The 12,533-nt window shown below is 62.5% G+C and carries 12 protein-coding genes; 3 read left to right on the top strand and 9 right to left on the bottom strand.

The features are described 5' to 3' along the window. Positions 1-134: 134 nt before the first annotated feature. The 6 genes from B3I26_RS24310 to B3I26_RS24285 form a co-directional block, all read right to left on the bottom strand. Entirely contained in the window at positions 135-1,475 is a 1,341-nt protein-coding gene (locus tag B3I26_RS24310; protein WP_296261470.1) for an MFS transporter, read from the bottom strand. Positions 1,476-1,545: 70 nt separating this feature from the next. Then, on the bottom strand, positions 1,546-2,868 hold the full coding sequence (locus B3I26_RS24305) for an MFS transporter (RefSeq protein ID WP_296261468.1): 1,323 nt from the start codon (positions 2,866-2,868) through the stop codon (positions 1,546-1,548). Between the two features lie 102 nt (positions 2,869-2,970). Continuing rightward, positions 2,971-3,849, bottom strand: a complete 879-nt coding sequence (locus B3I26_RS24300; protein WP_296261466.1) for an SMP-30/gluconolactonase/LRE family protein — start codon at positions 3,847-3,849, stop codon at positions 2,971-2,973. A 94-nt stretch (positions 3,850-3,943) separates the two neighbouring features. Further along, a complete protein-coding gene (locus B3I26_RS24295; RefSeq protein WP_296261464.1) occupies positions 3,944-4,876 on the bottom strand; it encodes a 3-keto-5-aminohexanoate cleavage protein in 933 nt (310 codons plus the stop codon). Between the two features lie 84 nt (positions 4,877-4,960). Continuing rightward, positions 4,961-5,749: an SDR family oxidoreductase gene (locus B3I26_RS24290; RefSeq protein ID WP_296261461.1), complete on the bottom strand. Its 789-nt coding sequence runs from the start codon at positions 5,747-5,749 to the stop codon at positions 4,961-4,963. After that, positions 5,746-6,468: a GntR family transcriptional regulator gene (locus tag B3I26_RS24285; RefSeq protein ID WP_296261460.1), complete on the bottom strand. Its 723-nt coding sequence runs from the start codon at positions 6,466-6,468 to the stop codon at positions 5,746-5,748. Before B3I26_RS24285 ends, B3I26_RS24290 begins: the two co-directional genes overlap by 4 nt. A 194-nt stretch (positions 6,469-6,662) precedes the next feature. Between B3I26_RS24285 and B3I26_RS24280 the strand changes: the two genes are divergently transcribed. The 3 genes from B3I26_RS24280 to B3I26_RS24270 are packed head-to-tail and all read left to right on the top strand — an operon-like array spanning position 6,663 to position 9,048. Further along, on the top strand, positions 6,663-7,694 hold the full coding sequence (locus B3I26_RS24280) for an acyl-CoA dehydrogenase family protein (protein ID WP_296261459.1): 1,032 nt from the start codon (positions 6,663-6,665) through the stop codon (positions 7,692-7,694). Continuing rightward, positions 7,691-8,452: a PIG-L deacetylase family protein gene (locus B3I26_RS24275; protein WP_296261457.1), complete on the top strand. Its 762-nt coding sequence runs from the start codon at positions 7,691-7,693 to the stop codon at positions 8,450-8,452. Before B3I26_RS24280 ends, B3I26_RS24275 begins: the two co-directional genes overlap by 4 nt. Further along, on the top strand, positions 8,449-9,048 hold the full coding sequence (locus tag B3I26_RS24270) for a class I SAM-dependent DNA methyltransferase (protein ID WP_296261455.1): 600 nt from the start codon (positions 8,449-8,451) through the stop codon (positions 9,046-9,048). The genes B3I26_RS24275 and B3I26_RS24270 overlap by 4 nt, the downstream gene beginning before the upstream one ends. A 62-nt stretch (positions 9,049-9,110) precedes the next feature. Here the strand turns inward: B3I26_RS24270 and B3I26_RS24265 are convergent, their stop codons facing one another. From B3I26_RS24265 to B3I26_RS24255, 3 genes are all read right to left on the bottom strand, one after another. Further along, positions 9,111-9,791 (bottom strand): GNAT family N-acetyltransferase, encoded by a 681-nt coding sequence (locus B3I26_RS24265; protein WP_296261453.1) that lies wholly within the window; start codon positions 9,789-9,791, stop codon positions 9,111-9,113. Between the two features lie 133 nt (positions 9,792-9,924). Continuing rightward, complete coding sequence (locus B3I26_RS24260; protein WP_296261451.1) at positions 9,925-10,929, bottom strand: succinylglutamate desuccinylase/aspartoacylase domain-containing protein; 1,005 nt, start codon at positions 10,927-10,929, stop codon at positions 9,925-9,927. Between the two features lie 96 nt (positions 10,930-11,025). Then, positions 11,026-12,336: an MFS transporter gene (locus B3I26_RS24255; protein ID WP_296261450.1), complete on the bottom strand. Its 1,311-nt coding sequence runs from the start codon at positions 12,334-12,336 to the stop codon at positions 11,026-11,028. Positions 12,337-12,533: the final 197 nt, after the last annotated feature.

Genomic DNA, 12,533 nt, shown 5'->3' with positions numbered 1-12,533 from the left:
GCCTTCGGCCAGAATCAAAGCAACCAATCGATCCAGGACCAGAATCTAAGCACACATGGTTTCTGCGCATCGTCCTCGTAGCCGGCCTGCGGCCGGAATCAAAAGCAAACGGGTGTCTGACCGATGCGACGGATTCACACCGACTGCCGCACGCCCTTCACTGCTGTCGGGTGTAACTCCTGCTCATGCCCTTGACGCAAACGCAGCGCAGCAATCGCTGCCACGACCAGCACCACGGCGATGACCTTCATTCCGTTCATCGCATTGCCGGTGCTTTGCTCGATCAGCCCCATCACCGATGGCCCGACGAAACCGCCGAGCAGGCCCAAACAATTGACCAACCCTAGCCCGCCGGCTAATGCCGCGCCGCTGAGGCGTGAGGCCGGGTAGAGGAAGATGATCGACTGCACGACGAAAAACATCAGCGCCGAAATGCAGAACCCCAGCAGGCTGATGACCGGCCCGGCCAGCGAGGCGATGCCCAACCCGATGGCCATGGTCAACAGGCCAGCGACCAGCATGCGTCGCGAACGCTGCGCAGTACTGGCAAGGCGCGGCAAGGCAATGGCGCCGATTGCCGCGGCCAACCAGGGCAGCGACGTCAGGAAACCCACCTGCAGCGCGCTTAGATCGGCGTATTTACCGATGATGCCGGGCAGGAAGAAAATGACCGTGTAGATCGTGATCTGGTGACAGAAGTAGACGAAGATCGCTAAAAGAATCTGCGGCGCCAGGCACTGTTTCAACGCGTGACCGCTCTGCCCGGCGCCCTCCTGCGCCTGAATGGCCAGTTGCATCTCGATCTGTTGCGCCTCGGCGGCACTCAACCAAGACGCCTTGCTTGGCCGGTCTGGCAGCTTCTTCCACACCACGATGGCGAAGAACACCGCCGGCAGTCCTTCGAGCAGGAACATCCACTGCCAGCCACGCCAGCCGAACGCGCCATCGAGCTGCATCAGCGCCGCCCCCAATGGCCCGCCGACGATATTCGCCAGGCACACGCCCAGCAGGAAATACCCGGTGGCACGCGCCCGTTGTTCACGGCCGAACCAATAGGTCAGGTACAGCATCACACCGGGAAACAAACCGGCTTCGGCAATCCCCAGCAACAGCCTCATCACATAAAAGGACGTCTCGCCCTGAACGAACGCCATGCCTGCGGAGATCACGCCCCAGGTCACCATGATCCGGGCGATCCAGAATCGCGCGCCGACCTTGTGCATGATCAGGTTGCTCGGCACCTCCGACACCGCATACGTCAGGAAAAACAGACCGGCACCCAGGCCGTAGGCCGCTGCCGAAATGCCCAGATCAACGTCCAGATGGTGTTTGGCCAAGGCAATGTTGGTGCGGTCAAGAAAGCTCAGCACGTACGCGGCGATCAGCAGCGGCATGAGTTTGGCAAACAACAGCTTGTTCAGGGTTGCCGCGTCACGGGGTAAAGACGGCGCTTCGGGCGTTTTTGTCATTGTCATTGCACGAACCTCTGGAAAACTGGCAACAGATGAATGCCCCGCCCGTCGTAACCGGCCAGGGCACGAAGGGTCAGACGCTCGGCTGCGCCAGCAAGGTTTCGGGCCGATGGGAAAACAACTGCAGGCACGCGCCCGCCAGGGCACAACCGGCCATGACGAAGAAACACACGGTGTAGCCGCTCAGACTCGTCCAGCCACCCCCGGCGCTAATCAGGCTGCCCATCAATACTGGAGCGACGCCACCGCCGATGAACATCGCAGTGGTGATGATGCCGTTGGCGGTCGATGTTGCCGATGGTTGCGCCGAGTCGGAGGCGACCGCGTAATAGATCGGCCACACCGCGTTGGCGACCAGGCCAAATAGCAGCTGCACGCCAATGATGATCAGCATGGTGTTGGCGAAGTAAAACGCGCCAACGCTGGCCGCCATCCACAGCCCGCAGATGATCAATGTCACCCGACGACCGATGATGTCCGACAGCGACGGCCAGATCAGTTGGCCGAGAATGCCGGTCAGCGTGAACACCACGCTCATCCCCGCCGATTCGGCGAGCGACAGGTTGAGGATGTTGTACAGATAGGCCGGTAGCACGATGTTCACGCCCATGTACACCACTTGGGTCAACATCGTATTGCCTGCGGTGAGCGCGATGTTGCGGTTGGCCAGGGTCGCCTTGAACGTCGCCCAAGCCTGCCCCTTGACGTTCGGCGACGGCGTGCTGTCCGGCGCGGTCATGCCTTTGGCGGCAATGTCGACATACAGCCGGGTAATACGCTCGGCGGTGGAATAACGCGACCAGAACAGCATGGTCGGCAATGCCACGACAAAGGCGAAAAAGAACACATAGCGCCAGTTTTCCTCGCCGAATGTGGCGATCACGAAACTGGCAACGATCCCGCTAAGCATTGCGCCGATGGGGTAGCCGGTATGATGGGCGCCCAGGGCAAACCCACGACGTTCGACTGGCCACCATTCGGCGGTGTTGCTGACCCCGACCGGCTCGCCCCAGCCCGCGCCAAGGTTCACCCCCACGCGCAATGCGATGAACGAAGCCAGGTGGCCGCTGAGAAACTTGAAGCCGGAAAGCAAGGAGATGGCGGTGTAACCCAGCACCAGCGGCACCTGGAAGCGCGCACGCTTCCAGCCACCACCGTAGCGATCACTCCAGATCGAACCGGGAATATCGAGTACCGCAAGCGCCAGCATGATCACGGTGGCCACCGTGCCCCACTGATCGGCCGACAAGTCGAAGTGCCTGGAGATGGTCGGCCCCAGCCGCAGCACGATTTCACGATCGTAGGCGTTGAGGATCCAGATGATCCAGCACACCAGCAGCGATACCCACGAGTAGCGATGAATCTTGCCCAGTGAGGCGTTTTTATTATTGTTCATGAAATCTCCAGGCGTGCCGCACACGCCCTGCTCAGCGAAGGTGTCGTCCTTGGTGGCTCAGTCCCTGGTAGCTCGGCCCTGGTGCATCGGCCCCGGCCGCGTTCAGCCTGCGAAGCGCCGTTCTGCGATGCCTTTCACGCCCAGGCCGGTGATGGCAAACAGGGCTCCACGCTGCTGGCCGTCCTCAGGGAAGCGCGGCAGCGGGGGTCTGGCCATCGAGGTGACGTACAGCGTGTCCAGGTTCGGGCCGCCGAAGGTCAGGCTGGTGACCTTTTTCACCGGCATCTCGACAATGCGGTCGACCTGACCGTCCGGCGTGTAGCGCACCAGTTTTCCGGCGTAGACCAGCGCTTGCCACAGACAGCCCTCGGCATCCACGGTGCATCCGTCCGCCGCGCCACCGCCCGAGGTGTCGACCCTGGCCAACGTGCGCCGATTGCTCACGGCCCCCGTGCCGTTGTCGTAGTCGTAGGCCCAGATTTCCCCCGACCAGGTGTCGGCGAAGTAGAAGATTTGGCCGTTTGGACTCCAACATGGCCCGTTGGAGACAATGATGCCCTCGTCCAGAGTGTGCAGGCTCATGTCAGGGTCCAGGCGATACAACCTGGCGCTGGCCTGGTCTTCCTGGGTGTCCATGGAGCCGAAGATGAATCGCCCGTGGCGGTCAACCTTGCCGTCGTTAAGACGGTTATGCGGATGCCCTGGCTCGGGATCGACGATCAGCTCGAGCTCGCCCGTGGGCAGGTCAAGGCTGTAGAGGCCGTTCTGCAGGGCCACGATGGCAGCATCGCCGCGTTGACGCAGGGCCATGGAACCGATCTTCTGCCCGACATCCCAGGCCCGCAGCTCACGGCCGTCCCCGGTGCAGCGCAGCACCCGGCCGTCGAAGCTGTCGATCCAGTAAAGCCGCTGCTGCTCTGCGTCCCAGACCGGGCCTTCACCCAGCGTGGTTTTCACATCCACGACGATATCGATACGCATGGACTCACCCCTGTCTTGTTGTTGTGGGAGTTGATGCCGGAGTCGAGCGCGCGCCCCTCAAGGCCCGCGCTCTGTCGTTGAAGCAACCGCAGGCCTAGAAATCGACCTGGTTCTTGCCTTTAAGGGCAAGCATTTCGCGGGCTTCGTCGGGCGTAGCGACCCGCCCGCCCAACGCCTCGATCACCGTGCGAATGCGCTTGACCTGATCGGCATTGGAGGCCGCCAGTTTGCCCGGCCCGTCCCACAGCGAGTCCTCAAGACCCACGCGCACGTTGCTGCCCATTGCCAGCCCCATGGTGCCCAGCGGAATCTGATTACGGCCGGCACCGAGGATCGACCACTCATAGGCATCGCCGAACAAGCGGTCGGCCGTGCGGCGCATATGCGCCAGGTCTTCGGGATGCCCACCGATACCGCCACGCAGGCCAAACACTGACTGAATGAAAATGGGTGCCTTGAGCAGGCCCCGTTGCAGGAAGTGCGCAGCGGTGTACAGGTGGCCGATGTCGTAGCATTCGATTTCGAAACGCGTGCGGTTTTCCGCGCAGGCGTTAAGGATGTGGGCGATGTCGCGGAAGGTATTGCGGAAGATGCGGTCGTCGCTTTCCGCCAGATACGGCCGCTCCCAGTCGTGCTTGAACTCGGTGAAGCGATCGAGCATTTCATACAGGCCGAAGTTCATCGAACCCATGTTCAGCGAGGCCAGTTCGGGTTTCAGTTGGGCAACCGGTTGCAACCGTTCCTCGACGCCCATGGTCGGCGCACCGCCGGTGGTGATGTTGATCACCACATCGCTCTGGGCCTTGATCTGCGGTAGAAACTGGCGAAACAGATCGACGTCCTGACTCGGGCGGCCGTCATTGGGATCGCGGGCATGCAGGTGAACGATGGCCGCTCCCGCTTCGGCTGCACCGATGGCGGCGTCGGCGATCTGCTGCGGCGTGATTGGCAAATGCGGCGACATCGAAGGCGTGTGAATCGCCCCGGTGACGGCACAGGTAATGATGACCGGGCGTTTTTTGGACATGCGTGTTCTCCATTCTTGTTCTTGATGAGAATGTTCCGGGGTTCGGCCGGCTCGGTAGTCGGGAGCCATTGCACCGCGGTTTTTTCAGAGGTATTCGACGTTGCCATCGACGCTGATGGCCTGGCCGGTCACGTTGCGCGCAGCGGGCGAGCAGAGAAACAGCGCCATCGCAGCGACGTCTTCGGCGGTGACCATGCGCTTGAGGGAAATCTTGTTCAGGTACTCCTGACGCATCTCGGCTTCGGGCACGTTCAACTGTTCGGCACGGGCGCGGATCACGCCATCCATGCGCGGCCCTTCGACAATGCCGGGTAGCAATGCATTGACCCGAATGTCACTTTCGCCGAGCTCCGAGGCCAGCGATTTCATCAGCCCGACGATGGCCCATTTGGTGGCCGCATAGGGTGTGCGCCATGCATAACCCAAACGCCCCGCGACCGAGGCGATGTGCAGCAGATGCGCGTTGGGCGAGTCTTTGAGCAGCGGCACGGCGTGATGGGCGAAGCGGTATTGTGCGGTGAGGTTGATATCGATGGTGCGCTGCCAGTCGTCGTCGCTGATCGCATCGATACCGGCAGTAGGCCCAGCGATTCCCGCGTTGTTGACCAGCACGTCGAGGCCGCCGAACTGATCGCGCTGAACCTTAAATACCGCCTCGATTTGCGCGGCATCGCTGACGTCGGCGCGGGTCGCGACAGCACCCGGATAGCGGTCGCGAAACGCTGCCAACGCCGCTTCGCTGACGTCGCAGACATGCACCCTGGCCCCCGCTTCGATATAAGCGGCGGCCAGTACCTCGCCGATCCCGGCGGCACCGCCGGAAATCAGCACGCGCAGGCCGCTGTAGGGAATCAGTCGATTGAGAACGCTCATGCTTTCTTTACTCCTTGCGCAGACGACCGCGAACGGTCGTTGTTGACGAGCAGGCGCGCCAGCGAATCGGCGGCCTGCATGATGTCGTCAGTGACCGCTGCCCGCGCTGCGGCGCCATCACGGGCGGCCAGGGCCTGGACGATACGATCGTGGGCCTGCATCGAGCGCTGCAGGTGCCCTTTGTCCGGTGCGACAAGGGCGAAGCACGGCCCCATGTGCAGCCAGAAATTCTCGACGGCAGCCACGGTCAGTTCGGCCTGGGCCACCGCGTAGATGCGCCGGTGGAACGCGAAGTTGGTCCACAGGTAGCGCGACACATCGATCGTGTCGGCGGCGTGCTGCATCTGCTGGCACAGCGCGGTGATCTGGGTCAGATCGGCATCGGTGATCAGCGCCACCGCCTTCTCCGCCAGCAAACCTTCCAGCGCCACGCGGGCGTCACGAATTTCACGCAGCCGCTCGGGCGTCATCAAACGCACACGCAAGCGGGCGGTTTCGGTGACTTCAAAGGCATTTTCCGCGCTCAGGCGGTGCAGCGCTTCACGGACCGGCATCGGGCTTGAGCCCAGCGCGTCGGCGAGGCCGCGAATGGTCAGTTTCTGGCCGGGCTGGAAGCGCCCGCTCATCAATGCTTCGCGTATCTGCCGATAGACCTGATCCTGCAGCGTGTCGCGGGACACCTGCCGCATGGTCGGCAATGGGACGGGACGATCTGTCATGGGAGCAAAGCCTGTGTTGTCGTTCTTGTGGGTGAAATATGTGATCACAAATCAAATAAGTCAAATTATTTCCTTGGTCGATTATTCGGCAATGCAGATAGTTGGAACCCCGGCCCAGGGCCGCTGCCGAACGCAGATAGGCAGCCTGCGCACTTCGCGCAGGCGCGGAAGGAATAGGCGGGAGCACTTCAGGCATGGGCGATCACTCGCAGGGAATTGAGGCGGTATTGGCGGATTTCGCGCGCCGGCCCAACGTGCCGAGCAGCGACAGCCGTCTACGTGATGCGATGTGTCTTTGCGTCGAGCGCGGACTCGATCAACTGCCATTACCCGGCAGTGGCCAGACCTTGGCACGCTGGCGGCAACTGGCCACCGTCGGTGCTGTCGACCTGGCGCTGCTCAAACTTTATGAAGGCCACACCGACGCCTTGGCTATTCTGCAAGAGCTGGACTGCGCGCCCTTTGCCGAGCCTGGCATCTGGGGCGTATGGGCGGCAGAACCGCCATCGGCACGTGTCCTGGCCAGCGAGCGTAAGGGCGACCAGGTGCGTCTGGACGGGCGCAAGGCGTGGTGCTCAGGCGCGCAACAGATCGACTATGCGCTGATCACCGTTTGGGGCAGCAACGACCAGCCGCAGCTGGTGGCGGTGCGACTCGATCAGCCCGGCGTCACCATCGATGCGCAAGCCTGGCAGGCGGTGGGCATGGCTCACACCGCGAGCGTCGATCTGCATTTCGAAAATGCCGTGGGCCAGTGCGTAGGCGAAAGTGGCGCGTATCTGTCGCGTCCCGGTTTCTGGCAGGGCGGCGCTGGCATCGCCGCCGCCTGGTACGGCGCTGCCACTTCGCTGGCGCGCTCGCTTCACCAACAACGTCAACAAGGTCGGCCCGATGAACATGCCGATGCGCACTTGGGCGCGGTGGATGCTGCCCTCTATGGCGCAGCGGCTACCCTGCGCGATTGCGCGTACTGGATTGACGCTCACCCCCGGGACGATGCGCGCCTGGCGGTGCAGCGCGTGCGGGCGCAGGTCGAAATGGCGGTCGAGCAGGTCTGTCGGCATGTTGGGCGCGCACTGGGCGCGACGCCCTTCTGCCGCGATCCTCAATTCGCCCGTCTGGCTGTGGATTTGCCGGTCTTCATCCGCCAAAGCCACGCCGAACGCGACCTGGCGCAACTCGGTCAACTGCTCGTCAGCCGTGACACGCAGGACTGGTCGCTATGAGTCAGGACTTGCCTTTCGGTGTTCAGGGCACGCCGTTGAGCGAATGGCAAAACAGCACGGCATTGAACTGCGTGCAGCCGATTTCGCTGGAGGCGCTGGTCCCACCCGGTTCACGCCTGATCGTGCTCGCGCCTCACCCGGACGATGAAGTACTGGCCTGTGGCGGGCTGCTGGCTGCGATGGCCGAGCGGCAGGAAGACATCCACCTGATTTCGGTCACCGATGGAGAAGGCAGTCACCCAGGGTCCACGCACTGGCCGCAGCCGCGACTGCGCGCGCAGCGCCGATTGGAAAGTGAGGGCGCCCTAAGGAGCCTGGGAATTGACGCGTCGCACATCAGTTGGCAGCGTCTGGGTCTGGGCGACGGACACGTGGCCGAGCGCGCCGAATCGCTGATTGCCTTGCTCAGCGAAGACCTGCGCCCCAGCGATGTGTTGCTCAGCACCTGGCGTCATGACGGCCACTGCGACCACGAGGCTGTCGGTCACTGCGCCGCGCAAGCCGCTGGCAACACCGGTGCGACCTTGCTGGAGATGCCCGTGTGGGCCTGGCACTGGGCCGAACCCAATGATCCGAGGCTGCCTTGGGATCGGGCGCGCAAGCTGCTGCTCAACGAGGCGCAGCTAACATGCAAGCGTCTGGCAATCACCGCGCACGTCAGCCAGTTACAATCTGACACCAGCACCGGCGCTGCACCGGTGCTCGACCCTTCTACGCTGGAGCGCCTGCTGCAGCCTTTCGAATTGGTATTTCTGTGAGTCTTGCTGCCGATTATTTCGACGAGTTGTTCGCCGAGAGCGACGATCCTTGGGCCTTTCGTACCCGTTGGTACGAGCAACGCAAGCGCGACCTGACCCTGGCTGCCCTGCCCCGCCAGCGCTACGCTCGTGTGTTCGAACCCGGCTGTGCCAATGGCGAGCTGAGCCTGCGTCTGGCGCATCGCTGCGACGAGTTGATCGGCATGGACATGAGCGCGAGGGCGGTCGCGCTGGCGCGCAAACGCTTGAGTGAATTCCCCCGTGCCACGATCGTCGAGGGTTGCCTGCCGGACGCTTGGCCCGAGGGCAAGTTCGACCTGATCGTGGTCAGTGAGTGGGCTTACTATCTGCCGCCTGCGCTGTTCGTTCAGGTGATCGAGCGCATCGCCTCCAGCCTGACGCCGGACGGGGCGGTACTGGCCTGTCACTGGTTACACCCCATCGAAGGTTGCCCGATGCTCGGGCGAGAGACGCACGCATTGCTTGCCGAGCATCTGCAGTTGCAACCAGTGGTTCGGCATGAGGAAACCGACTTTCTGCTGGAGATGTGGAGCAAGCAATCGGGTCGTTTTGATTTGGCAGAGCAAGTGCGCTAAGCGGCCTCGAACAACGCGCATTGCCGGGTGTGGCGTCGTTGTAAGCCCCGAAGGGCCGGGTCTTAATTCAGCCGCTGCTGAACGTACAGACGTGCCTGACGTGTCATCTGATCCAGCTGCCGGTCGCGCTGTTTCTCTGCGTCGGTCATGGCGCGCTTGCCATGTTGCTTGAGCAGGTAGGCGTGGATCTGTCGCACTTCAACGGAGTTGTAGATGGGAGCGATGTCGAGCACCGCCAGCAGGCCGTCAGTCTGCTGGTCGCGGGTGTTCATCAGCACCTGCGGGCCGCGTACGCCAAGCACCTGAAACCCCATCGCCTCGAAGTACGACACCTTGTTCACGAAGCACGCCAGCTCGGCATGGGGGTAACGCTCAAGCATCTTCTGCAGCATGGCGCGGGCAATGCCGCGGCGTCGCTGGTTCGACTTCACGGCCATGTAGGCCACGGCACACGCCTGCGCATCCCCCTGCACGGGCAGGTACAGCAGATAACCCGACACACTTGACGGGTCTTCCTCGTCCAGCGCCACGATCAGCTCCACGGGAAAACCCCGGGAGCCGTCCATCGCCTGCATGTACTGATGCACTTCATGACCCACGCCGTACTGATACAGCGGGTACAGCGGATTACTCGGCGCGATGCCGACCATGCTGATATCGGTCACGTAGTCGACCACCATCTGCATGATCTGGCTGTCAATGGATTCGGGCGGGGTGTTTTCCAGGCGGGTAATGGTGAACATGGCAATCCTGAGTCGGGTGAAGGCTGCGCGGCCATCGCTTTGGGGCCGGACCGGCATCATAACCGTTCTCGCGCCAGACCTCGCGTCGCAACCTTCCCTCCCCCGACAACCTTGCTGCAGTCGGCAACAGCGATCAGAACGCCAGCGGTTGGGGAACCACGTCCAGAATCTTCGCCAGTCGCACCACGGTCACCCCGACACCGAGATGCCGTAGCGAGGGCTGTACCAGCACACAGTTGTCGTGGGGGGTAACAATCGCTGTGTCGCCGTCACGGGCGATCACCGTCCCGGCCTTCTCGATCACTTCCAGACCGCGGAAGTCTTCGACAAACGCAAAATCCATGCTGCGCGCCACAACCGCGCTGGTGACTTCGAGAAAGCGCTGGGGCAGCGTGCTGTCCGGGCCGATGAACTCGGCCACGTCTTCACGGGGCACGGTTGCGGTCATGACCAGAAAGCGCGCCGCCGTGTCCAACGCCACTTCCCGACTGCGTTTGGAGAAGTGCTGCCCGGTTTCGATCAGCAAGGCATTTTTCGTGCTGGCCGGATCGCCGAAGCCTTGGTAATCACGCAAACGCCGTCCATTGGCATGTCCCGCATCCACGACCACGGTCTGCGGCGTGCCTAGGGTCGCGGCGAAGTCCAGGCCCTTGCGTTGCGCGCCGCACATCATCACCGGTGCGGCTTCTTCATGCATGGAGTGGATGTCCAGCAACAGGTCCACCGTCTGCACCAACGGGCGCAACTGCCGGGCCCGGCGCAGTTCGACGCTATCGCGGGCGCCGTCCAGCTTGTCCGCCAGCCAGACGCGGTTCATGTCTTCGTCCAGATAACGGGTGGCATCGATGTCCTGCGCATCGAACCGCTGATAAGCCTCCACGTTACCGAACGCCAGGGTCAGGCGGCCGCGAACCGGTCGCAGCTGGCGCCTGAGGAAGGTATCGACGGTAATCGCGCCGCTGACTTCGTTGCCGTGGGTCAGGGCCATGATCATCACGTGAGGGCCAGCCACACCGCTGTCGAAGGTGTGCACATATTCGATGCCGTCCGTGCCGTGCTGCCAGCACTGGATATCCGGGAACTGGACTTCGATGGGGTAAGGTTTCAGGGATGCGCGGACTTGCTCAAGGGTCTTCATTTCAGTCTCCAACAGACAATGCATGCGCCGGCCGGCCCCTCATGCTTTGGGTAGCACGGCGGCACACCGGGGGTCGTTTTGAAAAATCGGCAAGGCTCAGGCGGGCTGGCTGTATCGCATGCGCCGTCCAAGAATGATCACGGCGATAACGCTGACCAGTGAGGTGGCCACCACATAAAAGCTCGGCGCCAGCTTGCTGCCCGTGGCGTCGATCATCCAGGTCACGATCAGCGGCGCGAAACCGCCGAACAGCGTCACCGAAAAGTTGTAGCTCAGGGCCAGGCCCGTGCCGCGAATGCGGGTTGGGAAGATATCGGCGAGCATGGCAGGGATAGGTCCCAGCGAGGCGGCGATCAGCACGCCCACCACCGCCTGGACCATCAGCAAGGTCGAGACGCTGGGGAAGTGGTTAAGCCAGACGAACATCGGGTACGACGAAAAGCCGGTAATAAGCAAGGCAATGGTCAGCACCCGGAAGCGGCCGTAGCGATCCGACAGGCTGCCGAATACCGGCGCCATGAGCATCAGGGTGATGCCGGTCACCAGCGCCCCCAGGTAAGACGAGGTGGCTGCGATGTGCAGTTGCTTGAGCGCATACGTCGGCATGTACAGCTTGTGCACGTAGTTGAACGCCGTCGCGCCGGCCACCACGCCGATGGCCAGCAACAGGCTGACCTGCCCCTTGATCAGCACATCACGCAACGGGGTCTTCTGCTCCGCCTTGGCCGCCACGTTTTGAAAGTCCGGGGTTTCGTCGATCTGACGGCGAATATAAAAGCCCACCGGACCGATTAGCAGACCGACACCGAAAGCCACGCGCCAGCCCCACTCGCTCAGTTGCACCTCGCTAAGCAGATAGCTGAGCAACGCGCTGACGCCGGCCGCCAGCACGGTAGCCAAGCCCTGGGTCGACAGCTGCCAGCTGGCAAAAAAACCACGACGGCTGGCGTCGGCGTGCTCGACCATGAACGCCGTCGCCGCGCCGAATTCGCCGCCGGTGGAGAAGCCTTGCAGCATGCGCGCGACGACGATCAGCAGCGGCGCCGCCAGGCCGATCTGCTGGTAGGACGGGGTAAAGGTGATCAATGCGGTGCCGACCAGCATGATCAGGATCGACAGGGTCAACGACGCTTTGCGCCCGGCCCGGTCGGCGTAGGAGCCCAGCACGATGGCACCCAGCGGACGCATCAGGAATGAGATGCCGAAGGAGCCGACGGCCAGCAGCAGCGAAGTGGTTTCGTTGTCCGAAGGGAAGAACAGTTTGCCGATCACCACAGCGAAATAGCCGTAGATCAGCAGGTCGTAGAATTCCAGAGCGTTACCGAAACTGGCGGCGACGATCTCTTTCCACGGTCCGCGCCGGGAAGTGGCCGAGGCTGTGCGCAGGGTTGAAGAATCAATGGTCATTGAGGATGGCTTCCGGGGCTGTTTCACAGGTGACGATCACGTCCGCCAGACACAAGCCTGGGGCGAACTCGACGGCAGTCATTGTTATTGGGTGAAAACAACCGGACAGCGCGCGAAGATCTGCGCCTTCGTAACTGCCCGGCCCGAACTCAAGGTGTATCAGCCGCCGCTGTTGGACAATTGCTGATTGGGCACAC

It is taken from the genome of Pseudomonas sp. UBA5706 (assembly GCF_002419965.1).
Lineage (GTDB): Bacteria > Pseudomonadota > Gammaproteobacteria > Pseudomonadales > Pseudomonadaceae > Aquipseudomonas.
Note: the sequence above shows the minus strand (reverse complement) of the source record. Positions and strands in the feature narration are given on the sequence as shown.